The sequence below is a fragment of the Actinoplanes sp. NPDC020271 genome, assembly GCF_044388125.1.
Classification (GTDB): Bacteria; Actinomycetota; Actinomycetes; order Mycobacteriales; family Micromonosporaceae; genus Actinoplanes.
Genome location: NZ_JBIRWQ010000003.1, coordinates 36,069 through 59,925, shown reverse-complemented (window position 1 = coordinate 59,925; position 23,857 = coordinate 36,069). Strand labels below are relative to the sequence as shown.

Sequence of the window (23,857 nt, the reverse complement as noted above, 5' to 3'; positions counted from 1 at the left end):
ATGGACGACATCGAGCTGGACGAGGAGGGCGAGTCCTCCGACTACGTCACCTTCGACATGGTGGGGGAGCGGTACGCCTTCCCGATGCGCCGGGTCCAGGAGATCATCCGGATGCCCTCGGTGGTGAAGGTGCCGCTCGGCCCTCCGTCCCTGGAGGGGCTGGCGAATCTGCGTGGCCGCGTCCTGCCGGTGGTCAACCTGCGGCAGTGCTGCGCGATGGCGCACGCCGACCACGACGAGACGACCCGGGTGATCGTGGTGGACGGCGGGGTTCCGCTCGGTTTCGTGGTGGATCGGGTGGCTAGCGTGATCAGCATCGACCCGTCGGCCCTGGAGTCGGCCGAGGCGGTGCAGTCCACAGTCCGCTCCGACGTGCTGGTCGGGGTGATCAAGTCGGATGACGGCGAGATGACCACGGTCCTCGACGTGGACCAGCTGATCGGCACGCAGTTCGCCCGCCTGGCCGAGAAACGTGGTGGCGGCGGCCGGGACGCGGCGACGCCCCGGGTGGCCGGCGAGCCGGGTCCGGAGACGGAGTCGGACGACACGCTGGAGCTGGTCAGCTTCGCGGTCGAGGGCCAGGAGTACGCCCTGCCGATCGACCAGGTGCAGGAGATCGTCCAGGCGCCGGAGTCGGTCAGCCACGTCCCGAACGCGGGCAGCCAGGTGCTCGGCGTGATCGACCTGCGCGGCCGGCTGCTGCCGGTGGTGAGCATGCGCCGGGTCTTCGGCTTGCCGATCACGCCGCTCGAGCCGCAGAACCGGATCGTCGTCGTCTCCCTGACCGACGGCGTGGTCGGTGTCGTGATGGACACCGTGCGCGAGGTGCTGCGGGTGCCGCACCAGTTGGTCGCCCCGCTGCCCGGGGTGGTCGCCGGTGAGGGCCGCAAGACCGAGGTGGAGTCGGTGTGCCGGCTCGAGGACGGCAAGCGGCTGGTCTCGGTGCTCAGCGTGAACCGGATGTTCGACTCGCCCGAGGTGCGCGACGAGCTCGCCGAGTATCGGGACGACGACCAGGAGGCGATCATGGGCAGGCCCGGTGAGGTGGACGACGGCCGCGGCGACGAGGAGCTGTTCGTCGTCTTCCGGCTCGACGACGAGGAGTACGCCGTCGACGTCGACGCGGTGCAGGAGATCATCCGGGTCCCGGAGGCCCTGATCCGCGTGCCGAAGTCCTACAGCTTCGTGGAAGGCCTGGTCAACCTGCGCGGCACGGTGCTGCCGGTGGTGGACCTGCGGACCCGGCTCGGCCTGATCCGCACCGAGCGGGACGAACGGCAGCGGATCGTGGTGCTGATCATCGGCGGGGTCCGGACCGGTTTCATCGTCGACTCGGTGGCCGAGGTCGCCCGGGTCGGCCGCAACGTTCTCGAACCGGCCCCGGAGCTCTCCGAGGAGCAGGCGCGCGTGGTGTCGCGGGTCGCCAACCTGCCCGACCAGCAACGGATGCTGCTGCTCGTACAGGTGGATCAGTTGCTCGCGGCCGAGCAGGCCGTCGCGGCGGCGGGGCTGTGCGAGAACGTCGTCGACGAGGCGCTTGCCGGGGTCTGAGGCAATGGCGACATCGGTACTGGTGGTCGACGACTCGGCGCTGATGCGCCGCGCCCTCAAGGGGATGCTGGCGGATGCCGGCGACTTCGAGGTGCACACGGCCCGCAACGGGGTGGACGCGCTGGAACAGCTGGAACGCGTCCACCCGGACGTGGTCACGCTCGACGTGAACATGCCGGAGATGGACGGGCTCACCTGCCTGGCCAAGATCATGGAAAAGCAGCCGACCCCGGTCGTCATGGTCTCCTCGCTGACCGAGCACAACGCCCTGGTCACCCTCGAAGCGCTGCAACTGGGCGCGGTCGACTACGTGCCCAAGCCGGGTGGCACGGTCTCGCTCAACATCGACGAGGTCTCCACCGAGCTGGTCAGCAAGGTGCGCGGCGCGGCCCGGGCGAAGATCAAGAAGTCCACCGGGCTGTCCCAGCGGATCAAGGCGGGCGCTCCACCGGCGCGCGTGGACCGGCCGAGGACCGGCACGGTCGACCTCGTCCTGATCGGCTCCTCCACGGGCGGGCCGGCGCTGCTGTCCGACCTGCTCCCGCAACTGCCCGGCACGCTGGCCGCGCCGGTCGTGGTGGCCCAGCACATCCCGGCCTCGTTCACCGCGCCGCTGGCCCGCCGGCTCGACGAGACCTGCGCGCTGCGAGTGCACGAGGTCGACCGGATCATGACGGTCCGCCGCGGCAACATCTACATCGGCCGGGGCGGCGCCGACGTCCTGGTGGCGCGGCGCACCGACGGCATGATCGTGAAGTCCGCGCCGGCCGCCCCGGAGTACCGCTGGCATCCCAGCGTGGACCGGATGGTGCAGTCGGCCAGCCGCTACGTCGACCCGCAACGGCTGGTCTGCGTGCTGCTGACCGGCATGGGCGACGACGGCGCCACGGAGATGGCCGCGGTCCAGGCCGCCGGCGGGCGAACCATCGCCGAGTCGGAGGAGACCGCCGTGGTCTGGGGCATGCCCGGTGAACTGGCCCGCCGGGGCGGGGCCACCGAGGTGCTGCCCGCGTACGAGATCGCCGGTCGCCTGGCCGACTGGGTGCGCTGAGAAGGGTTGAACATCATGGGACTGGTCCGCAAACAGGCCCCCGAGCCGGAGGCGACACGGACGCTCGGCCCGGACGAACTCGTCCGGCAACTCGACGACCCGGACCCGGAGCGCCGCCGCGAGGCCGCGCTGGACCTGACCGGTGTGCCGGACGCGATCCCCGAACTGCTGGCCCGGGCCGGGCTGGAGACCGAGCCGCGGGCCCGCGACGCGGTGCTGACCACGCTCGCCGGGCACGACACCGAAGCGGTCGCGGCCGGGCTGGCGGTGCATCTGGCCAGCGACGACGCCGGGCTGCGGACGGCGGTGGCGGAGGCGCTGGCCACCATGCCGCGGTCGGTGCCGGCGCTGCTGCCGAGCCTGACCTCGGCGCCGGACCACGACGTACGCGTGATGACCGCCATGGTCCTCGCCGACCTCCCGGATCCGGCCGCGCGTGACTGGCTGATCCGGATGATCAGCGAGGACGACCATCCGAACGTGGTGACCGCCGCGATCGACGCGTTCCTGCCGGCCGCCACGCCGGAGCACGCGCCGGTCCTCGAAGCGGCCGCCCGGCGCTTCCCGGACGACCCGTTCCTGCAGTTCACCGTCCGGGCGGCGCTGCCCCGGCTGGCCGGTACGGCGTGATGGCGGGCCCGGCCACCACCGGCACCGGCCTCAGCGACGCCGACTTCGTCCGGTTCACCGAGTACTTCTACAAGCGCACCGGCATCCACTTCACCACCGGCAAGCGCTACTTCGTCGACAAACGGGTGGAGACGTGCATCCGCGAGTCGCCGTACGACACGTTCGCGTCCTGGTTCGCCGCGCTGCGGATGGACAAGCCGGACATGCTCCAGGAGCTGATCAACCAGCTCACCGTGAACGAGACGTACTTCTTGCGCGAGGACTACCAGTTCGACGCGATGCTCAGCACGGTCCTGCCGAAGACCCTCGCCGCGCGGGGTGGACCGGCGCGGATGACCGGCCCCGTCAAGATCCTGTCGTTGCCGTGCTCGACCGGTGAGGAGCCGTACTCGATCGCCCTGCGCCTCCTGGAGGAATGGGACCAGATCGACCACGTGGACGTCGAGATCCACGGCGCCGACATCGACAGCGAGGTGCTGGCCAAGGCGGCCCACGCCAGTTACGGCGAACGGTCGCTGTCCCGGGTGCCCAAGCCCTGGGTGAACAAGTACTTCACCCCGGTCGGCGGCGGCCGTTTCCAGGTCGACGAGGGCATCCGCAGCGCGGTGACGCTGCACAAGATGAACGTCTGCGACACCGCGGCGATGCGCGCGTTCCGCGACTTCGACGTGATCTTCTGCCGCAACGTGCTGATCTACTTCGACGAGCTCTCCAGCCGCCGGGCCGCCGAGAACCTCTACGGCGCGCTGCGCCCCGGCGGCTACCTCTTCCTCGGGCATTCCGAGTCGATGAGCCGGATCTCGCCGATCTTCACGCCGACCCGCCTGCCGGAGGGCATCGTCTACCAGCGACCGACCGGAGCGAAGTGATGACCCGAGTTTTGGTAGTGGACGACGCCGCGACCGTGCGGCTCTATCACACCAGCCTGCTCCAGGAAGCCGGCTTCGAGGTGGCCGAGGCGGCGAACGGCCTGGAAGCCGTCGAGGCGGCCATGACCACCCCGTTCGACCTGTTCGTGGTGGACGTGAACATGCCGAAGATGAACGGCTACACCTGCGTGGAGACGCTGCGGTCGGAGACCGTCGGGACGGCCGCGCCGGTCCTGATGATCAGCACCGAGGACCGGCCCGGCGACGCCGACCGGGCGTACCAGGCCGGGGCCAACCTCTACCTGGTCAAACCGGTCGACGCCGAGCGCCTGGTCCGGGTCGCCACCATGCTCACCGCGGGAAAGGGCCCGGCGGCATGAACCCGTTGCTGGCCCAGTTCCTCGCGGAGGCGAACGACCTGCTCGCCTCGGTCGACGACGGGCTGCTGCAGCTCGAACGCAACCCCGGCGACCCGGAGCTGGTCAACGAGGTGTTCCGGGCCGCGCACACGTTCAAGGGCTCGTCCGGCCTCTTCGACTTCCCCGAGCTGACCCGGCTCACCCACGCCGCCGAGGACCTGCTGGACGCGGTCCGCGGCGGCCGGTTGGCACTCGACTCCGGGATGGCCGACGACCTGCTGGCCGCGTTCGACCTGATCCGCGGCTGGCTCGCGCACGTCACCGCGCACGAGCGCCTGCCCGCCACGGCCGGCCAGGACGCGGCCGGCCTGATCACGAAACTGCGGGCCCCGCTGGGCGGCGAGCCTGCGGCCGCCGAACAAGGTCAAGAGCCTTCCGCCGTACGCCGGATAGATCCACCCCCGGAATGGCTCGCGCATCTCGGCACGGAGTGGCTGATCGAGACCGCCGGATGGCTGACCACCACCGCGTCCACGCTGCGCTTCCTCCGTTACGTGCCGGACCAGGACTGCTTCTTCCGCGCCGAGGACCCGCTGCACCTGGTCCGCCAGGTGCCCGGCCTGGACCGGATGGTGGTGATCCGCCCCGACGAGTGGCCGTCGCGCGAGGAGTACGACGAGTACACCTGCATCCTCTCCTTCGTCGTCGCCACCCGAGCCTCCGCCGGTGAGCTGGACTACCTGCTCCGCTACGTCCCCGACCAGGTCAGCATCGTCGAGCTGGACGGCGCGGCGATCAACCGGCACCTGGACGGCGAGGACGCCGAGGACCTCGGGACGGTCCCGGAGGTCGTCGCCGCGGATGCGCTGCACGTCGACGCCCGGCTGGCCGCCGACGCCCGGGCCGTGCTCACCGCCGCGCACCGCACCCTCGCCGTCGGTGAGCCGACCGGCACCCAGTTGCTCGCCCTGATCGGCTCGGTCACCTCGGCCGCGGCCGCCCTCGGCGTCCCGCTGGACCTGACCGGCGCCGACCAGGACGCGGTGAACGCCGCCGTCGAGGGTGTCCTCGGCCATGCCCCGGTCGAGCCGGCCGCCACCCCGCCGGCTGTCGACCCGCCGGTCATCCCGGCGCTGGCCGCCCCACCGGCGGCCGGGCCGGCGGCGGAGCCCACCGGTCGCGCCGACGACCCCGGCGGGCAGGTCGGCACCCGGGTGCTCAAGGTCGACCAGGAGAAGGTGGACCGGCTGATGGAGCTGGTCGGCGAGCTGAACGTGGCCAAGAACGGGCTGACGTTCCTGGCCGCCGCGGCCGAGGAGGAATTCGGCAGCCGGGCGCTCAGCCGCCGCATCAAGGACCAGTACGCGGGTATGCACCGGATCGCCGAGGAACTGCAGGCGGCCGTCATGGACGTCCGGATGCTGCCGCTCTCGGTCGCCTTCGGCCGCTTCCCGCGCCTGGTCCGCGACCTGAGCCGGCGTCTCGGCAAGACCATCGAGCTGATCACCGAGGGCGACGACACGATGGCCGACAAGGACGTGATCGAGGCGCTCGGCGACCCGCTCGTGCACCTGGTGCGCAACAGCCTCGACCACGGGATCGAGACCTCGGACGAACGGGCCGCGGCCGGGAAACCGGGCACGGCGCGGCTCACCCTCGCGGCGGTCGCCGACGGGGACGCGGTACTGGTCGAGGTCTCGGACGACGGACGGGGCGTGGATCCCGCACGGGTGAAACGCAAGGCGTACGAGAAAGGCCTGATCTCCGAGGAGGAGCTGGAGTCCCTGAGCGACACCGAGGCGGTGGACCTGGTCTTCCGGCCCGGGTTCTCGACCGCCGACCAGATCTCCGACCTCTCCGGCCGCGGTGTCGGGATGGACGCCGTCCGGGCCAGCGTCGAGAAGCTCGGCGGCACCGTGACCATGCGCTCCGAGCTGGGCAGTGGCACCGTCACCCGGCTGCGGCTGCCGTTGTCCATGGCGGTCACCCAGGTGATGGTGGTCAGCGTGGCCGGCCAGCGCTTCGGTGTCCCGGTCGACCTGGTCGTGGAGACCGTCCGGGTGCCGGCCGCCGAGATGGGCCGGGTCCTGCACCAGGAGGTCGTGGTGATGCGCGGCGAGGTGGTGCCGGTGATCGACCTGGCCCGGGCGCTGGAGATGCCCTGGGAGCCGGCGCAGGACCGGGACCGTGCGGTGCTGATCGTGTCGGTCAACGGGCAGCGGGTCGGCCTGCTGGTCGAGCAGTTCCACCGCGAGGTCGACGTGATCCTGAAGCCGATGGAGGGCCTGCTCGCCTACGCCGACGAGTTCTCCGGGACCGCCCTGCTCGGTGACGGCCTGGTCCTGCTGGTGCTGAACCTGAAGGAGGTGCTCGGCCTTGCCGCTCGAGCTGCATGACGAGAACGCCAGCCTGATCGGGGTGGTGACGGTCGACGAGGTGGAACAGCTCGTCGGCTGGTTGCGCTCCAGCCGGCGCCCCCGGGTCAGTCTTCGCCGATGCAACCATCTGCACACCGGCGCACTCCAAGCCCTGCTTCTTTTCCGTCCGAAGATTTCTGCAGCACCGAAAGACGCCTTCCTGGCGACCCAGGTGCTGCCGCTGCTCACCGGAGCCGGCGGCGAGACAAGCCGACAGGGGACCGAACCGCCATGACCACCGTGATGCTCGTCGACGACTCCGCCACCATGCTGATGAGCCTGAAGTCGATCCTGACCAAGGCCGGTTACGCCGTCGAGACCGCCGCCCACGGCAAGGAGGCGCTGGACAAGCTCGGCAAGGGGCTCAAGCCGAACCTGATCATCAGCGACGTCAACATGCCGCAGATGGACGGGATCACCTTCGTCCGTGAGGCCCGCAAGTCTCCGGGTATGCGGTTCACGCCGATGCTGATGCTGACCACCGAGTCGGAGCAGTCGAAGCGGGCCGAGGCGAAGACCGCCGGGGCCACCGGCTGGCTGGTCAAGCCGGTCGGGCCGGACCAGCTCCTCGGCGTGATCAAGCAGGTGCTGCCCGGCGCCTGACGGCCCCGTCCCCCCTTGTACAACGGAGGTTTCGCATGCCCAGCCTTCTCCGCAGGCACCCGCCGGCTCCGGACGACTCGGAGCAGCGGGGCGTACGGGGAGACGTCGTGGCCGAGGCCCTGGAGCCGATCCCCGCGTACTGCGAGGTGATCGACGGTCATGTCAAGGACGTCATCGACCAGACCGGCGAGGCCGCGCAGGCGATCATCCAGCAGTTGGTGAAGGTCGACTCGCTGGCGGAGGTGATGGCCGGCGACGTGTCGCAGCTCGCCGGCACTCTCTCCCGCACCGAGAAGGAGCTGGGTCAGGTCAGCTCCTCCAACGACCAGCTGGTCGGGCGTCTGATCGCGTACTTCCTCTACCGTGACCATCAGATCCGCGCCCTGGTCGACCAGATGCGCGACCTCAACCAGCACGTCACCCAGATCGAGCAGGTCAGCCGGGCCACCAACATCCTCGCCCTGAACGCGATGATCGAGGCGGTCCGGGCCGGTGACGCCGGTGAGGGCTTCTCGGTCGTCGCCGACGAGGTGCGCAAGCTGGCGCACCGCTCGTCGGAGGCGGCGCAGGGCATCGGCAGCAGCATCGCCGACCTGACCGCCAAGCTCGACTCGGTGCTCTCCGACGACACCTCCTTCGACCGCGCGCAGGAGTTCCCGGTCGACGACGAGGACACCGCGATGACCCGGCGGCTGGGCGGCATCGCCAACGCCCAGCGCGAGATGTCGGAGATGGTGACCGGCATCCTGCGGGACACCATCCAGGCCGCCCGGCAGGTCCAGAACAGCTCGGACGTGCTGGTCTCGGAGACGACCGGAGCGGTCGGTCATGTCCAGTTCCAGGACATCAGCCGCCAGATGTTGGAACATGTGGCGGAGGCGGTCGCCGACGTGCGACGGCAGGCCGAGACCGTCGCCGGGTACGCGCGGGGCGAGATCAGCGGCGAGACGGTCCGGGAAGGTTCCATCAACGTCGAGGACCTGCGGTCCAAGCACGTGATGGCCCGGCAGCGCTTCACCCATGCCGCGCAGACCGGCACGGCCGAGCAGGACGCGAACGAACCGTTAATCGAACTGTTCTGAGCAGGGGAAGAGGCCTCACGATGGCTCGCATGGAGGACTACGGCCACGAGGCGCCGACCGAGAAGGACGCCATCAAGGCCTTCGCTGACCTGGTCGGCCCGAGGACGGCCGAGGGGCTGTGGGGCCTCGCCGTGCAGTCGCTCGGCCTGCAGCGGCCGGTCACCACCCCCGCCGACCTGCGCCGGGTCGCCGAGCACGTGATGGAGGTGGGCGAGCTGAGCCGGGTCGCCGGGCGCTCGTTGAAGGTGCGGCTCATCACGTACGAGGCGCTGGCGCGGACGGTCACGTCGTGAGGCTCCCGCAGTATCCGCAGCTGTCCGACCGGGGCCGGCTGCACGAGATCGCCCGGCTCGGCCTGGATCGGGAAGAGCACCGCCCCTACCTCACCGAGGTGGTCGACGAGGTCGCCGAGCGGCTCGGCACCCCGTTCGCCGTGCTGGACGTCCTGCTCGACGACGCCCAGGTGTTCCTGGCCGGGCACGGGCCGATGCCGCCCTGGATCGCCGAGGTGGGCGGCACCCCGATCGAGTGGGCGTTCTGCACGCCGATGCTCGAGCACCGGGAGTCGCACGTCGTCGACGACTTCACCACCGAGCCCGGATACTGCACGAACCCGCTGGTCACGGTGGAAGGTGTGCGGTCGTACATCGGTGCGCCGCTGATCTCCTCGGCCGGCTTCGTGCTCGGCGGTCTTTGCGCCATCGACGTGCGCCGCCGCGACTTCGACGACCGTGACCGGCGCTATCTCACCGACATGGCGGTCCGGACGGTCCGCCGCATCGAGGACCGGGCCGAACCGGCATCATGACGGCATGAGTTTCTCCCTGCCCATCCCGGCCGACGCCAACGCGCTGCTTGACCGCAGCCCGCTGGCCGTGCTGCTGGGGCTCGTCCTGGACCAGCAGATCACCATGGAGAAGGCGTTCACCTCGCCGCTCGTGCTGGCCCAGCGGCTGGGTCACGAGCCGACCGCCACCGAGCTGGCCGACTTCGACCCGGAGGCACTGCTCGAGCACTTCGCGACCCCGCCCGCGCTGCACCGCTTCCCGAAAGCGATGGCCGCCCGGGTCCAGGAGGTCTGCCGGGTCATCGCCGATCAGTACGACGGCGACGTCGAGGCCCTCTGGCGGGACGCGCCCACCGGCGCCGAGCTGTACAAGCGGATCTTCGCCCTGCCCGGCTTCGGGAAGCAGAAGGCGCAGATCTTCGTCGCGCTGCTCGGCAAGCAGATCGGCGTCCAGCCGGCCGGGTGGCGCGCGGCCGCCGGTGGCTACGGCGACGAGGGGGCGTACCGGTCGGTCGCCGACATCGTCGACGACGAGTCCCTGACCAAGGTCCGGGAGTACAAGAAAGCCGCGAAGGCAGAGGCCAAAGCCGCAAAAAGTTAGGCCGAGTGGCCGGTCGGCCCGAACCGGTGCGAGGATGGCGGGGTCGGACGGAGACCCCTGTGAAGAAGCCGCCCTCGGTGGTGATCACCGATGCCGCACGCAGCCCCGGTGACCAGCTCCGCAGCCGTGAGGTTCGCTACGTCACGATGATGGGCGCCCGCGTCGGCTGCCTCATCACGGGCGGGGTGCTGGTCAGCCTGAACGTGCCACTGCTGCCGCTGTGGCTCACCCTCTGCGTCGCCGGCATGGTGCTCCTGCCCTGGATGGCCGTGCTGATCGCCAACGACCGCGCCCCCAAGACGAAAGCGGAACGGGCCGCCGACGCCGCCGCCCGCGAGCACCGTCAGCGGGCGCTCGCCGACACGCCCGACGAGCCGGCCGGCGAGCCCGTCACCATCGACGCCGAGATCGTCGATCCCGGCAAGACCCATTGAATTCTTCATGTCCTAGCTCCGCTGTGGTCCTTCTCCGCCGCTCCCGCGGGGGCCCTTCCGGTCTGAGCAGGGCGCTGGGCGCCCAGAACGCTCAGCCCTCCAGGGCGGCCTCCGTGGCGGGGCACGGTCAGAGCAACAACCCCGTCCACGGCCCTCGCCAAGCGACCATCGGTCCCATCGCGTCCGCCCGTCGACAGGCCCGAACGCGCCACCGGGTCCCGCCCGTCGGTGTCCGCGAGGTGCGCGGTGGGCCACCGCCCGCGCCCCGCCCCGGCCGGCTCATGACCATGCTGAGAGCCGGCCGGCCGGCGCGAGCCGCGCGGTGGCCCGGTGCGGGTCAAACGGGGCGGGCGCCGAGGTGCTGGACGGCTTCGGCGCCGAGGGTGGCGCCGGCGGCCAGGGCGGTCCCGGGGTCGGCGCCGGCGAGCCAGGCGGACAGCAGACCGGCCGCGAAGGCGTCCCCGGCACCGGTGGGGTCCTTCACCGGGACGTTTGGGGCCGGGGCGGACCAGGACGACCCGTCGCGCGACGCCCACACCGCGCCCGCGGCGCCCTGCTTCACCACGGCATGCTGGACGAACCCGGTCAGCCGGGCCGCCTGCGACGACGGCGACCCCGGCCCGGCGAGCACGTCGGCCTCGTCGGCGTTGCACAGGAGCAGGTCCACACCGCGTACCCAGGCAAGGAAAAGCTCGGCCCCCGCATCGCGCAGGGGGGCAGCGGAGGCCGCGTCGACGCTCACCGTGAGTCCCTGATCCTTCGCGGACGCGAGGGCCGCCAGGCCCGCGGGCCGTGACCCGGCGTGCAGCAACGGGTACCCGGAGAGGTGCAGGTGGCTGCCGGGCGGCCCGGCGGCGATCACCGCGGTCACGTGCGCCGGGTCGAGCAGCAGGCAGGCACCCCGATCGGTGATCATCGTGCGTTCGCCGGCGCCGGTCAGCACGACGACGCTGCCGGTCGCCGCCCCGGCCCGCACCTGAACCGCGTCGGCCACGCCGGCCGCGACCAGCTCGGCGACGCGATCCCGCCCGGCCTGGTCGTCGCCGACCGCCGCGACCAGCTGAACCCGGCCCGGCGCGACCCGGCTCGACCGGGTCCGGCCCGGCTGAACCATGCCCGGCGCGGCTTGGCCCGGCTCGGCCCGGTCCGGGGTGAGCTGGGTGGCTCGGGCCAGCCAGGCGGCCGTGTTGGCCGCCTGGCCGCCGCCGCTCACCCGGATGGCGGCGGCGGTGTCCGAGCCGGGCCGGATCGGCCCGTCGTGCTCGACCAGCACGTCGGTGACCAGGTCACCGACGACGACGATCACGGACGCCACGGCTCAGGCCGGCACGGAGAAGCCCAGCGGCGCGGCCGTCCCGCTGTTCTCGGCCACCGCGATCCTGGCGGCCAGGGCGGCGTTGCGCAGGATGATCCGGACGTTGGTGGCCAGGCTCTGCCCGTCGGTGCTGGAGTGGAAGTGCGCCAGCAGGAACGGCGTGACCGCCTTGCCGGTGACGCCCTGCTCGGCCAGGAGCGCCAGCCCCGATTCCAGGGTCCGGTCGTGCAGCGCCGGGTCCAGCTGCTCGTCCGTGGGCAGCGGATTGGCCAGGACCAGCGCACCGGTCGTCACGTCCTGGTCGCGGCGGGCCCGGATGAAGTCGGCGACCTGCTCCGGCGAGTCGAGCTGCCAGTCCACGTCGAAGCCGCCGTCGGTGATGAAGAAGCCGGGGAAGCGCTTCGTGCCGTAACCGGCCACCGACACGCCCAGCGTCTCCAGCCGCTCCAGCGTGGCGCCGACGTCGAGGATCGACTTGACCCCGGCGCAGACCACCACGATCGGGGTGCGGGCCAGCGCGGTCAGGTCGGCGGACTCGTCGAACGTGAGGTTCGCCTCGCGGTGCACCCCGCCCAGGCCACCGGTGGCGAACACGCCGACCCCGGCCGCGGCGGCGACCGCGCTGGTGGCGGCGACCGTGGTCGCGCCGTCGGCCCGCTTGGCGGCGGCGATGGCGAGGTCCCGCACGGAGAGCTTGGCCACCTCACCGGCGAGGGCCAGGTGCTCGATCTGGGCGTCGTCGAGGCCCACGATCAGCTCGCCGCCGATCATGCCGATGGTGGCGGGGACCGCGCCGTTGTCCCGGACGGTCTGCTCGATCTCGCGCGCCACCCGCAGATTGTCCGGGTGCGGCAGCCCGTGCGAGATGATGGTGCTCTCCAGGGCCACGACGGGGCGGCCGTCCCGGCGGGCACGGGTCACGTGCTCGCCGTAGCGAATAGCGAAGTCAGTCACGTCGACCAACGTTACGGGCCTGGGCAGCGCCGTTGTCGTTGGACCGGTCAGGCGTGAGGTGCAAGACTTGTCGGCTGGAGCTTTCTCCAAGCCTGAACTTTCCTCCTGAAGGGCAGATACCCGTGAGCACCCAGATCCTGGAGCGTCCGGAGACCAAGGACGCCGACACCGGTCCGGAGATGTTCCACTACGTGCGCAAGGAAAAGATCGCCGAGAGCGCGGTCATGGGCACCCACGTGGTCGCCCTCTGCGGTGAGACGTTCCCGGTCACCAAGACGCCGAAGAAGGGCTCGCCGGTCTGTCCGCAGTGCAAGGAGATCTACGAAGCCATGAAGGCCTGATCGAGGCGTGACGGGCGGATTCGGCCTGCTCGTCGCGGATCTGATCGGTGTGGCGGTGTTCGCCGCCGCGGGCGCCTCGGCCGGCGTCGCGAAACGTCTCGACCTGTTCGGGGTGGCGTTCGTCGGCTTCGCCTCCGCGCTGGGCGGTGGCATCCTGCGCGACCTCACGATCGGTGCGGTCCCGCCGCTGGCCTTCGCGGACTGGCGGTATGCGGTGACCGCGGTGCTCGCCTCGGTCGCGGTGTTCTGGCTGCACCCGAGGCTGAACCGGGCGCGGCGGACGGTGCTCGTCCTGGACGCCGCGGGCCTCGGCCTGTTCACCGCGACGGGCACGATGAAAGCGCTGGCGGCCGGGGTGCCGCCGGTCGGCGCGTGCCTGCTGGGGATGCTCACCGCGATCGGCGGTGGCCTGACCCGCGACCTGCTCACCGGGGAGATCCCGATCGTGCTGCAACGTGACGTCTACGCGATGGTCGCCCTGGGCGGGGCGATTCTCGTCACCATCATGCAGCGGTTGGGCTACACCGGCCTCATTCCGCTGGTCGGCGCCGCGGCATTGATGACCGGGGTGCGCCTGCTGGCGCTCTACCGCCGCTGGTCGGCGCCCGTGGCGGTGCCGTAACCCGCGATCGCACCCGTCCGTGGCTATGCTGGAGCCTCGCCTCCGCGACCTCTGCCGCGGAGGTTTTTCCATGGACTGCTTGAAGGGATCACCGGAGCTTTGAGCCCGTCTGTGCCGAACCTGGAGACCTTCCCGCCCCTGCGGGCGTGGCAGCGCAAGGCGATGGTGGAGTACCTGCGCCGCCGTTCCGAGGACTTCATGGCCGTGGCGACGCCCGGCGCCGGCAAGACCACGTTCGCCCTGCGCCTGGCCGCGGAGATGCTGACCGACGGCACGGTCGAGGCGGTGACCGTGGTCTGCCCGACCGAGCACCTGAAGACCCAGTGGGCGCAGGCCGCGGCCCGGGTCGGCATCCAGCTCGACCCGAAGTTCCGCAACGCGGACATCCACTCGTCGCGGGACTTCCACGGCGCGGTGGTGACCTACGCGCAGGTCGGCATGGCCCCACAGGTGCACAAACGGCGCACCATCACCCGGCGCACCATGGTCATCCTCGACGAGATCCACCACGCCGGTGACTCGCGCAGCTGGGGCGACGGGGTCAAGGACGCGTTCGAGCCGGCCGAGCGGCGCCTGCTGCTGACCGGCACCCCGTTCCGGTCGGACGAGAACCCGATCCCCTTCGTGCAGTACGAGCGGGGCATGGACGGGATCCAGCGGTCGAAGGCGGACTCCGTCTACGGGTATGCGGACGCGCTGAAGGACCGGGTCGTGCGGCCGGTCATGTTCATGGCGTACTCGGGGGAGACCCGCTGGCGCACCAACGCCGGTGACGAGCTGGCCGCCCGCCTCGGCGAGCCGATGACCAAGGATCTGATCGCGCAGGCGTGGCGTACCGCCCTGGACCACCGCGGCGACTGGATGCCCCAGGTGATGCGCGCCGCCCACAACCGGCTCCTGCGGGTCCGCGAGGGCATGCCGGACGCCGGTGGCCTGGTCATCGCCAGTGACCAGACCGCCGCCCGGGCGTACGCGAAGCTGCTGCACGACCTCACCGGCGAGTCCCCGACCGTGGTCCTCTCCGACGACGACGGCGCCTCGGGGCGGATCGCCGAGTTCGCCGCCTCCGACAAGCTCTGGATGGTCGCCGTCCGGATGGTGTCCGAGGGCGTCGACATCCCGCGCCTGGCTGTCGGGGTCTACGCGACCAGCGCCTCCACCCCGCTCTACTTCGCCCAGGCGATCGGCCGGTTCGTCCGCTCCCGCCGGCCCGGCGAGACCGCCACCGTGTTCCTGCCCAGCGTGCCGCACCTGCTCGGGCTGGCCAGCGAGATGGAAGCCGAACGCAACCACGTCCTCGGCGCGCCCAAGGAGAAGGACGGGCTCGACGACGACGTACTGGAGCGGGCGCAGAAGTCCGAGGACGCGATCGGCGACCTGGACAAGCAGTTCGAGGCGCTCTCCGCGACCGCCGAGCTGGAGCAGGTCATCTACGACGGCGCGGCGTTCGGGCTGCCGGCCCGGACGGGCACCGCCGAGGAGGCCGACTACCTGGGCCTGCCCGGGCTGCTCACCCCGGACGAGGTCTCGATGCTGCTGAACAAGCGGCAGTCCGAGCAGATGGCCGCGCAGAAACGGCAGGAGGCGGAGACGGCCCGGAACGCTCCCGAGCCGCCGCCGGTCGAGAAGATCGTGCCGATGAGCGCGGGGGAGCGCCGGGCCACCCTGCGACGCCAGCTGAACACGCTGGTCGCCGCCCACCACCATCGGACGAACCTGCCCCACGGCAAGATCCACGCCGAGCTCCGCCGGCTCTGCGGCGGCCCGCCCAGCGCGCAGGCCACGATCGAGCAGCTCGAGGAGCGGATCGCCACGATCCAGACGCTGTAGTTCTCTCGCATCGCCCCTCCGCCGGTCGATAGGTTTCCGGGGAGGTGCAGATGCGGGAGATCACGCAGCACGCGGTACGCCTGCTGGAGCGCGCGCAGACCGGCGATCCGTCCGGTGCGCAGGCCGCGGCCGAGACCGTCCTGCGGGCCGTCACGGGTGATCTGGTGGACGGGCCCGCGTGCATGCACTTCGTCCGGGTCGTCGCGCACATCGCGCGCTCCGACCCCCGGGGCGCGATCGCCGCGGTCGAGCCGATGCTGGTCGCGGCGGCTCGCGAGGGCAACGGCGGGTGGCAGGCGTGCGCCCTGGCCAGCCGCGCCTGGCAGCGGCTGCGGCTGGGCGAGCTCGACGCCGCCGAGCACGACCTCGACGGCGTCCTGCACGACCTGGTCGCCGCGGAGATGCTCGCCGCCGGCGAGGCCGATCCGGTGGCCGCGGTGAACTCCCGGGTCGCGGTCGCCATCGGCTACTACGAACTTCGGCTGTACGAACTGGTGGAACCACAATTCCGCGGCGCCTACGAGATGAGCGCCGCGGACGGCGGATGCAACGGCAACCGCGCCATGTGGCTGATCAACCTGGCCGAGATGCACCTGCGCTGGGCGCTCGAGCTGTACCAGGTCGAGCGGGTGGACGAGGCGGAGTCGCACACCACGGAGGCGGAGCGGTACGCCGTCCGGGCCGCCGACGAGGTCTCGGGTGACGACGCGGCCGTGTGGCGCGACAACGCCCTGCTCTACGCCGCCTGCGCCCGCGCTGACCGGCACGACCCGGCCGGCGCCGCCGTCGACATCGAGTTCTACACCCGGCACCTGCAGAAACGTGGTTTCACGCCGGAAGCGCTGGCGCTGAGCCGCCCGTTCCACGGGGTGGCGCTGAAACGCTCCGGTCACCCGGATGCGGCCCTCGCCGTCCTCGCCGAGGCAGCCGCGGACCTGCCACCGGACGCGGACTGGCTGATCGCCGCGAGCACCCACCGGACCCGGGCCGTGCTCCTGGCCCACCTCGGGTCGACGGACGCCGCCGCCACCCTCGCCTACGGGGACAACCTGGCCGGGGCCTTGTGGCGGCAGCGGCTCAGCACCCTGCACGCCGCCCGGACCATGCACGACCTGGCGGTACTACGCCGTCAGCACGAGCAGGTGGCCCGCGCCGCCGACCTCGACCCGCTGACCGGCATCGCGAACCGGCGCGCATTCGACCGGGCGGTGGAGCTCGCCGCAGGCCGGGCCGGCACGGTCGCGGTCCTGCTGGTCGACACCGACAAGTTCAAGGTGATCAACGACACTCGCGGGCATGCCGCGGGCGACGAGGCGCTGCGGGCGATCGCCGCGGCACTGGCCGCCGAAGCCGGGCCGGGCGACCTGGTCGCGCGACTCGGCGGTGACGAGTTCGCGGCCCTGCTCGCGGACGCCGGAACCGCCGGCGCGGTCGCATCCCGGATGGTCCTGGCCGTCCGGGACATCCCCGACTGCATCGCCACCGTGAGCGTCGGCATCGCCCTGGGCCCGTCGGCCGACCTGACGGAACTGCTCTCGCAGGCCGACGAGGCGATGTACCGCATCAAGCGCCGCGGCGGCGACGGCGCCGAACTCCACACCCCCCGCCCCACCACCCAAGCCGCCTGACCCCGGTTCCGGCTGCGCGGCGGCGACAGTGACCAACCGCCCATCTCGCGGCCTCCGGCGGGCGGGACTCCGCGGTCCGCTCGAGCCCGTCGACGGGCGGCCGGGGGCGGACTCGCCTGTCACCGGCCGGCTGCGGCGGGGCCTCGCCCGTCACCGGCCGGCCGCGGCGGGCACGCCCGCCGACGAGCGGCTGCGACGGGACCAGGGACGTGGTCGGTGCGGAGGCTGTGGGCGGGTTCGGGGTTTTTGAGCGGGACCACCCACGGACGTCGCCCTTTCGGGTGTCGCGTTCTGGGCCGCCCGCGGCCCTGCGAGACCCGGAAGGGTCCCCGCGGGAGCGGCGGAGCGGGACCACAGCGGACGTAGGACATGAAGATCTTGAAGTTGATCTTCATGGTGAAGGCAGCGGGCATGCTGAAGGGGCGCCTCTTGCGAGGCGCCCCTTCACGCGTCTTCAGTTTTGGGGGACCGCTGTTTGCCGTTAGTTGCTGGAGTTCGACATCATGGTCGCGCCGCGCCAGGTGAATTCCGGATCGGCGGAGAACTGCACCGCGATCTTCACCAGGTCCTCGGCGTACCGGTTGGCGTGGTGGCCACAGAAGACCAGGTCACCGCCACCAGCCAGGGTCAAACGGAGCTTCCCTGCTGCATTGCAGCGGTCGCACCGTTCATCGGCTGCTGTGCCGGCCAGGCTTCCCGCCGGCGGCGTGAGAGTCGGGGTCATCGCCTTCCTCCTCTGTTCGTCACCGATGAACATGTTCCTCGGCTACTGCTCACACATCGTGCAACACCCTGCACCCTTGCAGCCTTCCCAGAGTGCCCCGGGGGGACCGAGGTCACACCGGTTCCGCCTAGTGTGCCGTGATCCCAGGGTGCCACGTCAACGATCACTTCTGCACAACGGTCTGATCACCACCCGTTGATGTACGGGTGGTGACCAAACGGACACGTAATGTTGACTGAAAGTCCTAGTCGAGGTAGTCGCGCAGAACCTGCGACCGCGACGGGTGCCGCAGCTTCGACATCGTCTTGGACTCGATCTGGCGGATCCGCTCACGGGTCACGCCGTAGACCTGGCCGATCTCGTCCAGCGTGCGCGGCTGACCGTCGGTCAGGCCGAACCGCAGCCGGACCACGCCCGCCTCCCGCTCGGAGAGCGTCTGCAACACCTGCTGAAGCTGGTCCTGCAGGAGCGAGAAGGAGACCGCGTCGACCGCGACGACCGCCTCGGAGTCCTCGATGAAGTCACCGAGCTGGCTGTCGCCCTCGTCACCGATCGTCTGGTCCAGCGAGATGGGCTCACGCGCGTACTGCTGGATCTCCAGCACCTTTTCCGGCGTGATGTCCATTTCCTTGGCCAGCTCCTCCGGGGTGGGCTCGCGGCCCAGGTCCTGGAGCAGCTCGCGCTGGATGCGGCCGAGCTTGTTGATGACCTCGACCATGTGCACCGGGATGCGGATGGTGCGGGCCTGGTCGGCCATCGCGCGGGTGATCGCCTGGCGGATCCACCACGTCGCGTACGTCGAGAACTTGTAGCCCTTGGTGTAGTCGAACTTCTCGACCGCGCGGATCAGGCCGAGGTTGCCCTCCTGGATCAGGTCCAGGAAGGCCATGCCGCGACCGGTGTAGCGCTTGGCCAGCGAGACCACGAGTCGCAGGTTCGCCTCGAGCAGGTGGTTCTTCGCCCGCTCGCCGTCCCGGTTGATCCACTTGAGGTCGCGCTCGAAGTTGCGCTCGAGCGACTCCTCACCCTCCTCGGCGGCGCGCAGGCGCTCGGCGGCGTAGAGGCCGGCCTCGATGCGCTTGGCCAGCTCGACCTCCTGCTCCGCGTTGAGCAGCGGGACCTTGCCGATCTGCTTGAGGTAGGCGCGGACCGAGTCGGCCGAGGCGGTCAGCTCCGCGTCGCGGCGGGCCTGCTTGAGGGCCTCGGACTCCTCGTCGTCCCACTCGAAGTCGCCGTCGGTGGCCGAGCTGGCGGCGTCGGCCGCGGCGGCGGCGACGACCGCGGCCGGCTCCTCGACCACCACGTCCTCGATCTCGGCGGCGAGCTCCTCGGGGTCGATCTCCTCGCCCTCGGGGCCCTCCTCGCCGGGCTTGGCGGCCTTGGCCGGTGCGGCCTTGGCAGTGGTGGCGGCCTTCTTCGCCGGAACCGCCTTGGCGGCCGCGGCAGTGGCCTTGCGAACCGGTGCGGCCCCGCCGGCGGACGGCGCGGCCTGCTTCGGCGCGGGCGCCGCCTTCTTCACCGGGGCGGCCTTGGCGGTGGTCGCCTTCGACGCCGGGGTGGCGGAGCGGGCGGCCGCGACCTTGGGACGGCGGGTGCTGACCGAGCCGTCGACGACGACGGTGATCCCGGCGTCGACGAGACCGCGCAGGATCTTCTTGGCCTGGGCCGGGTTGACGGCAGCGGACTCCAGCGTGTGCGCGACCTGGGCCGATGTGAGCTGCCCGCCCGCACCCTGAGCATGGGTGATCAAAGCCTCGGTGAGAGAGCGAACGTCGGCACCGTTCTGGTGGGCTTCTGTCACGAATGACCTTCCGGAGGCGATGAGTTTGGGCACGGCCGTTCCAGCGCAGCACGCGGGGGCGAGTCTCGCCGGAGTCGATTTGGGAGCCCCCGGGTCACAGAGCGTCCCGCAGTGAGCGACTGTGAAGCGTGGGCAGGGGTGAATTGTAGCGCCGTCTTACGAGATCCTCCCCCCGCAGCACGCCGCCGGGGGCCGACGACCTCGTCGGAGACGCTCCGGGCAAGAATCGTATCGGCGGAAAGGACCCCAACGTGAGCGAGATTTCTCCGGGCTCGTCGCCCGAGGAGCTGCTGTCGATCGCCGTCCGGGTGGCCCGCGAGGCGGCGGCCACCGCACGCCGGACGCGGGACGAGGCAATCGGGGACGTGCAGACCAAGAGCACCGACACCGACGTCGTGACCGCGGCCGACAAGGCGGTCGAGCGTCAGGTGGTGGAGGCGTTGCGCGCCGAGCGGCCCGGCGACACGGTGCTCGGCGAGGAGTACGGGGGCGCTCAGGACGCCGCTCCGGGCGCGGTCCGGTGGATCCTCGACCCGATCGACGGCACGGTCAACTACCTCTACGGGCTTCCGCAGTACGCGGTCTCGCTCGCGGCCGAGGTCGCCGGTGAGGTGGTGGCCGGCGTGGTGCGCAACGCGGCCACCGGCGACGAGTGGACCGCGACCAGGGGTGGCGGCGCGTGGCGGGACGGGCGGCGGCTCACCTGCTCCACGGAGACGTCGCTGGGGCAGGCGCTGGTCGGTACCGGGTTCGGCTACGACCCCCGCCGGCGGGCGCATCAGGGCCGGGTCCTCGCCCAGATGATCACCCGTGTGCGGGACATCCGTCGCTTCGGCGCGGCGTCCCTCGACCTGTGCCTGGCCGCGGAGGGCAAACTGGACGCGTACTTCGAGAAAGGTCTCAACTTGTGGGATCACGCGGCCGGTGGGCTGATCGCGGCCGAGGCCGGGATGATCGTGACCGGCCTCGACGGCGCGCCGGCGGGACCGGAGATGGTGCTGCTCGCGCCACCGGCGCTGCACCAGGAGCTGCACGACCTGCTGGCGGAGGTGGACGCCTCGGGTGGGCCGTGAAAGCCGCTCAGCGGGCTTCTGAGGGGCGGGGGCGGGCCGTGGTCACGGCCGGTCGCCCGTACGCCTCAGTCGTCCTCGGGTTTCTTGGTGGCCGGCTTGACGCAGGCACCGGGCGGGAGGGTCGGCTCGCCGATCTCGACGAGCGACTGGTTGACCTCGGTGGTGGTGGCCAGGGACTGGAACTTGCTTCCGATCACGATCTCGACCACCGCGCCCTTACGCTTGGCGTTGTAGACCATGTCCGACTGAGCGAGGAAGTACGCCTGGACGAGCTGGGCCTTGCCGACCGCGTCCGGGCCGAAACGGATCTCCGCGACGCCCTTGTACTTCGTCTTGCTGACGCCGGGGTCCTGCACGCCGAACCGCCGGTTCTTGAACTCCGTGGACACACTGTCCGCCAGACCCTGCTGGGCGGTGCCGTTGAGAACCTTGAGCGTCACCTCGGCGGGGTCGTCCGGCAGCTGGATGTCGGCCAGCGGGGCGCCGTCGGGGCAGTCGGCGCCGCTCGCGACGTCGCCCTGCTTGTCGCGGACCAGGGCCACGACGACGAAGACGATCGCGGCCACGGCGAGCACGCCGACGACGACGAGCGCTCGGACGCGCGCAAAGCTCATGGGGTTGGCTCCAGGGTCGAACGGCAGGTCCCGGTGCGGTCGCCGGGCCTGTCGAGAGGTTAACGTCTGTCCGCCCGGCACGCGGAAACCGGGAATGCTTCCGGCGTGCCGACGATGATCCAGAGGCTGGTACCCCTACTTTGATGTCGCCTCAGTCACATCGGGAACAATGTGCCGCCAGTGGGCGTACAACTCTGCCGCAACAGCGGTAAGGTTCCGCGCTCGCCAGGCCCCGTACTCGATGTTTGAGCGAGTGTCAGAAATCGTCTGGCGGAACCGGGAACCGAAACCATGCCCTTGGCGTTACTAACGCCAAGTGACACATCGATACAGGAGAGTGAAGACCGATGGCCACCGACTACGACGCCCCGCGTCGCGATGAGGTCGACCTCGGCGAGGACAGCCTCGAGGAGCTGAAGTCCCGTCGTGCTGACTCCCAGTCCGGCTCGGTGGACGTGGACGAGGTCGAGGTTGCGGAGAGCTTCGAGCTGCCCGGCGCCGACCTCGCCGACGAGGAACTGACCGTCAAGGTTCTGCCGATGCAGACCGACGAGTTCCGCTGCTCGCGCTGTTTCCTCGTGCACCACCGCAGCCAGCTGGCGACCGAGCGGAACGGGGAGCTGATCTGCCGCGAGTGCGCCTGACCCGGCGCGCTCGCGCGCGGATCGACACGGGGTTTGACCTGGATGCGGAACCGGGCACAGTACCGGTGACGACGACGGGGAGGACGACGATGAGTGAACCGGACCGCGTGATCGGCTCGGAGCCGCCCGTGATCGGCGCCGACCCGATGGAGACACCCGCCGAGGCAGCCGCCGACGCGGACCTGGGCCGCACCGTGGCGGCCCTCACCGCGGACGACCTGGAGCCGTCCGGCCGGCGCCGCCTGCTCGGCCGACTCGTGGGTGACGTGCGCCGTCGTGGCGTGGGGCAACTGTTCAAGCCGAGGGCAGCCCTGCGCTGGATGGCCGACGTGGTCGCCGACGTGGCCCCGCACGTCCCGGTGCGTTCCGGGGAGACGCTGCGCCGCCACTTCCCGGAGATGGACGACGACGCCCTGGCGGACCGGCTGATCCGCAACGCCGCCCGGGCCACGGCCGGGGTGGGTGCGGCCGGCGGCGGTGTCGCCGCCGTCGAGTGGGCCGCGGCGCCTGCCCTGCTCTCCGCGCCCGTGCTGCTCTCGGCCGAGACGATCGCCGTCGTCGCGATCGAGATGAAGCTGATCGGCGAGCTGCACGAGGTCTACGGGGAGCCGATCCCCGGCAACGGCACCGAGCGTGCGCTCGCCCTGATCCAGGCCTGGGCCGGCCAGCGCGGGATCAACCCGCTCGTGCCCGGGACCGGGGTGGGCAGCGTGCTGAGCACCGCCGCCCGCGGCGAGCTGCAGAGGACGCTGCTGCGCCGCTTCGGCCGCAACCTGACTTCGATGGGGCCGATGCTGACCGGGGCCGCGGTCGCCGGTTACCTCAACCGGCGGGCCACCCGGACGACCGGCGAGAAGGTGCGCGACGACCTGCGCAAGCGGGCGCTCAAGAGGCCTGAGCGGCGCGCTCTCGACGGCTGACCTCGAGCAGGAGGGTTGCCAGCTCGACCGGCCGCCGGGTGCTGATCACCCAGAAGGGTGTCGGGTCGGCCGGGTCGTCGAGCAGGACCTGCACGGCCGTGCCGATCCACGGGCGCTGGACGACGAAGGCGTGCGGGTGCGCGCCGACGCCCAGCGCCTCGCGCTTGCCGGCCGGGTCCAGGGCGACCACGCCGGAGATCACCGAGACCGGCAGACGCGCGTCGTCGACCAGGAACTCACCATCCCGGACGGCGACACGCAGCCGCCCGAGGGGCAGGATCAGCACCAGTGAGAGCGGCAGCAGAACCGCGTACGGCAACCAGGCGGGGAGATCGGGCACGCCCAGGGCCAGCTCGGTGGCGAGCACAGCGCCGGTCACCAGGGTCACGGGCCACGCCCACCACGGCAGGCCGAGGCGTTCCTGATAGGTCTCCGCGGTGCGTTCCGGGGGCTGGGGTGTCACCCTCGAAGGGTACGGCGTGCCTCCGCTGCGAGGCGCGGCAGGATGGCAGGGTAGGCACCGACTCAGGCCGTACCGATGTGAGGAATTTTTCTTGACCGACGTAGTCATCGCGGTCCGGCGGCTCGACCCGGATCTGCCGCTGCCCGCCTACGCGCACCCGGGCGACGCCGGGGCCGACCTGGTCGCCGCCGAGGAGGCGGAGATCGCCCCGGGCACCTGGGTCAAGGTCCGGACGGGCATCGCGGTCGCCATCCCCGAGGGTTTCGTCGGGCTGGTCCACCCCCGTTCCGGCCTGGCCGCTCGGCTGGGCGTGACGGTGCTCAACGCGCCCGGTACGGTCGACGCCGGTTACCGTGGCGAGATCCTCGTCAATCTGATCAACCACGACCGGGAACGGTCCGTGAAGATCTCCCGTGGCGACCGGATCGCCCAGCTCGTCGTCCAGCGGGTGGAGCGGGCGGTGTTCCACGCGGTGGACACCCTCGACGACACCTCGCGCGGCGCGGGCGGGCACGGTTCGACCGGCGGCCACCAGGCCCTCTGA

Annotated in this window: 27 protein-coding genes; 21 read left to right on the top strand and 6 right to left on the bottom strand. The window is 71.3% G+C overall.

Annotated elements, in window-relative coordinates; genetic code table 11:
* The 13 genes from ACH442_RS07655 to ACH442_RS07595 are packed head-to-tail and all read left to right on the top strand — an operon-like array spanning nucleotide 1 to nucleotide 10,384.
* On the top strand, nucleotides 1-1,551 hold the full coding sequence (locus tag ACH442_RS07655; protein WP_396337141.1) for a chemotaxis protein CheW: 1,551 nt from the start codon (nucleotides 1-3) through the stop codon (nucleotides 1,549-1,551).
* Between the two features lie 4 nt (nucleotides 1,552-1,555).
* On the top strand, nucleotides 1,556-2,602 hold the full coding sequence (gene cheB, locus ACH442_RS07650) for a chemotaxis-specific protein-glutamate methyltransferase CheB (protein WP_396337140.1): 1,047 nt from the start codon (nucleotides 1,556-1,558) through the stop codon (nucleotides 2,600-2,602).
* 15 nt (nucleotides 2,603-2,617) lie between these two features.
* Nucleotides 2,618-3,232, top strand: a complete 615-nt coding sequence (locus ACH442_RS07645) for a HEAT repeat domain-containing protein (protein ID WP_396337139.1) — start codon at nucleotides 2,618-2,620, stop codon at nucleotides 3,230-3,232.
* Nucleotides 3,232-4,101, top strand: a complete 870-nt coding sequence (locus ACH442_RS07640) for a CheR family methyltransferase (RefSeq protein ID WP_396337138.1) — start codon at nucleotides 3,232-3,234, stop codon at nucleotides 4,099-4,101. Before ACH442_RS07645 ends, ACH442_RS07640 begins: the two co-directional genes overlap by 1 nt.
* A complete protein-coding gene (locus ACH442_RS07635; protein ID WP_396337137.1) occupies nucleotides 4,101-4,481 on the top strand; it encodes a response regulator in 381 nt (126 codons plus the stop codon). Before ACH442_RS07640 ends, ACH442_RS07635 begins: the two co-directional genes overlap by 1 nt.
* The gene (locus ACH442_RS07630) at nucleotides 4,478-6,856 is read left to right on the top strand and encodes a chemotaxis protein CheA (RefSeq protein WP_396337136.1); all 2,379 of its coding nucleotides are present in this window, start codon (nucleotides 4,478-4,480) and stop codon (nucleotides 6,854-6,856) included. The genes ACH442_RS07635 and ACH442_RS07630 overlap by 4 nt, the downstream gene beginning before the upstream one ends.
* The gene (locus ACH442_RS07625; RefSeq protein ID WP_396337135.1) at nucleotides 6,837-7,112 is read left to right on the top strand and encodes a hypothetical protein; all 276 of its coding nucleotides are present in this window, start codon (nucleotides 6,837-6,839) and stop codon (nucleotides 7,110-7,112) included. Before ACH442_RS07630 ends, ACH442_RS07625 begins: the two co-directional genes overlap by 20 nt.
* Nucleotides 7,109-7,480, top strand: a complete 372-nt coding sequence (locus tag ACH442_RS07620; protein ID WP_396337134.1) for a response regulator — start codon at nucleotides 7,109-7,111, stop codon at nucleotides 7,478-7,480. Before ACH442_RS07625 ends, ACH442_RS07620 begins: the two co-directional genes overlap by 4 nt.
* Nucleotides 7,481-7,515: 35 nt before the next feature.
* Nucleotides 7,516-8,562 carry a methyl-accepting chemotaxis protein gene (locus tag ACH442_RS07615; protein WP_396337133.1) on the top strand — a complete coding sequence of 349 codons (1,047 nt, stop codon included), beginning with the start codon at nucleotides 7,516-7,518 and terminating at the stop codon, nucleotides 8,560-8,562.
* 29 nt (nucleotides 8,563-8,591) lie between these two features.
* Entirely contained in the window at nucleotides 8,592-8,855 is a 264-nt protein-coding gene (locus ACH442_RS07610) for a hypothetical protein (protein ID WP_396337132.1), read from the top strand.
* Nucleotides 8,852-9,370, top strand: a complete 519-nt coding sequence (locus tag ACH442_RS07605; RefSeq protein ID WP_396337131.1) for a GAF domain-containing protein — start codon at nucleotides 8,852-8,854, stop codon at nucleotides 9,368-9,370. The genes ACH442_RS07610 and ACH442_RS07605 overlap by 4 nt, the downstream gene beginning before the upstream one ends.
* 4 nt (nucleotides 9,371-9,374) lie before the next feature.
* The gene (locus ACH442_RS07600; RefSeq protein ID WP_396337130.1) at nucleotides 9,375-9,950 is read left to right on the top strand and encodes an HhH-GPD-type base excision DNA repair protein; all 576 of its coding nucleotides are present in this window, start codon (nucleotides 9,375-9,377) and stop codon (nucleotides 9,948-9,950) included.
* Nucleotides 9,951-10,009: 59 nt separating this feature from the next.
* Nucleotides 10,010-10,384 carry a DUF3099 domain-containing protein gene (locus ACH442_RS07595; RefSeq protein ID WP_396337129.1) on the top strand — a complete coding sequence of 125 codons (375 nt, stop codon included), beginning with the start codon at nucleotides 10,010-10,012 and terminating at the stop codon, nucleotides 10,382-10,384.
* Nucleotides 10,385-10,721: 337 nt separating this feature from the next.
* Here the strand turns inward: ACH442_RS07595 and ACH442_RS07590 are convergent, their stop codons facing one another.
* Nucleotides 10,722-11,690, bottom strand: a complete 969-nt coding sequence (locus ACH442_RS07590; RefSeq protein ID WP_396337128.1) for a carbohydrate kinase family protein — start codon at nucleotides 11,688-11,690, stop codon at nucleotides 10,722-10,724.
* A 12-nt stretch (nucleotides 11,691-11,702) separates the two neighbouring features.
* Nucleotides 11,703-12,653 (bottom strand): pseudouridine-5'-phosphate glycosidase, encoded by a 951-nt coding sequence (locus ACH442_RS07585; RefSeq protein ID WP_396337127.1) that lies wholly within the window; start codon nucleotides 12,651-12,653, stop codon nucleotides 11,703-11,705.
* 116 nt (nucleotides 12,654-12,769) lie between these two features.
* Here ACH442_RS07585 and ACH442_RS07580 point away from each other — a divergent pair, with 116 nt between their 5' ends.
* The 4 genes from ACH442_RS07580 (at nucleotide 12,770) to ACH442_RS07565 (ending at nucleotide 17,074) form a co-directional block, all read left to right on the top strand.
* On the top strand, nucleotides 12,770-12,994 hold the full coding sequence (locus tag ACH442_RS07580; protein ID WP_396337590.1) for a DUF3039 domain-containing protein: 225 nt from the start codon (nucleotides 12,770-12,772) through the stop codon (nucleotides 12,992-12,994).
* Nucleotides 12,995-13,001: 7 nt separating this feature from the next.
* Complete coding sequence (locus ACH442_RS07575) at nucleotides 13,002-13,616, top strand: trimeric intracellular cation channel family protein (protein ID WP_396337126.1); 615 nt, start codon at nucleotides 13,002-13,004, stop codon at nucleotides 13,614-13,616.
* 99 nt (nucleotides 13,617-13,715) lie between these two features.
* Complete coding sequence (locus ACH442_RS07570; RefSeq protein ID WP_396337125.1) at nucleotides 13,716-15,446, top strand: DEAD/DEAH box helicase; 1,731 nt, start codon at nucleotides 13,716-13,718, stop codon at nucleotides 15,444-15,446.
* Nucleotides 15,447-15,496: 50 nt separating this feature from the next.
* Entirely contained in the window at nucleotides 15,497-17,074 is a 1,578-nt protein-coding gene (locus ACH442_RS07565; protein ID WP_396337124.1) for a diguanylate cyclase domain-containing protein, read from the top strand.
* A gap of 481 nt (nucleotides 17,075-17,555) precedes the next feature.
* Here ACH442_RS07565 and ACH442_RS07560 read toward each other — a convergent pair whose 3' ends face one another.
* On the bottom strand, nucleotides 17,556-17,798 hold the full coding sequence (locus ACH442_RS07560; protein WP_396337589.1) for a hypothetical protein: 243 nt from the start codon (nucleotides 17,796-17,798) through the stop codon (nucleotides 17,556-17,558).
* A gap of 244 nt (nucleotides 17,799-18,042) precedes the next feature.
* Nucleotides 18,043-19,599, bottom strand: coding sequence for an RNA polymerase sigma factor (locus ACH442_RS07555; protein ID WP_396337123.1), 1,557 nt, complete (start codon nucleotides 19,597-19,599; stop codon nucleotides 18,043-18,045).
* Nucleotides 19,600-19,850: 251 nt separating this feature from the next.
* On the opposite strand from ACH442_RS07555, the gene ACH442_RS07550 reads away from it, so the two are divergent.
* Nucleotides 19,851-20,672, top strand: a complete 822-nt coding sequence (locus tag ACH442_RS07550) for an inositol monophosphatase family protein (protein WP_396337122.1) — start codon at nucleotides 19,851-19,853, stop codon at nucleotides 20,670-20,672.
* Between the two features lie 65 nt (nucleotides 20,673-20,737).
* Here the strand turns inward: ACH442_RS07550 and ACH442_RS07545 are convergent, their stop codons facing one another.
* Entirely contained in the window at nucleotides 20,738-21,286 is a 549-nt protein-coding gene (locus tag ACH442_RS07545; protein WP_396337121.1) for a LytR C-terminal domain-containing protein, read from the bottom strand.
* A 347-nt stretch (nucleotides 21,287-21,633) separates the two neighbouring features.
* Here ACH442_RS07545 and ACH442_RS07540 point away from each other — a divergent pair, with 347 nt between their 5' ends.
* Nucleotides 21,634-21,930, top strand: a complete 297-nt coding sequence (locus ACH442_RS07540; RefSeq protein ID WP_067689470.1) for a DUF4193 domain-containing protein — start codon at nucleotides 21,634-21,636, stop codon at nucleotides 21,928-21,930.
* Between the two features lie 89 nt (nucleotides 21,931-22,019).
* Nucleotides 22,020-22,850 (top strand): hypothetical protein, encoded by an 831-nt coding sequence (locus ACH442_RS07535; RefSeq protein WP_396337120.1) that lies wholly within the window; start codon nucleotides 22,020-22,022, stop codon nucleotides 22,848-22,850.
* Here ACH442_RS07535 and ACH442_RS07530 read toward each other — a convergent pair.
* Nucleotides 22,816-23,313 carry a DUF3093 domain-containing protein gene (locus ACH442_RS07530; protein ID WP_396337119.1) on the bottom strand — a complete coding sequence of 166 codons (498 nt, stop codon included), beginning with the start codon at nucleotides 23,311-23,313 and terminating at the stop codon, nucleotides 22,816-22,818. The two genes, ACH442_RS07535 and ACH442_RS07530, sit on opposite strands and share 35 nt — an antisense overlap.
* Before the next feature lie 91 nt (nucleotides 23,314-23,404).
* Here ACH442_RS07530 and dut point away from each other — a divergent pair, with 91 nt between their 5' ends.
* Nucleotides 23,405-23,857, top strand: coding sequence for a dUTP diphosphatase (gene dut, locus ACH442_RS07525; RefSeq protein WP_396337118.1), 453 nt, complete (start codon nucleotides 23,405-23,407; stop codon nucleotides 23,855-23,857).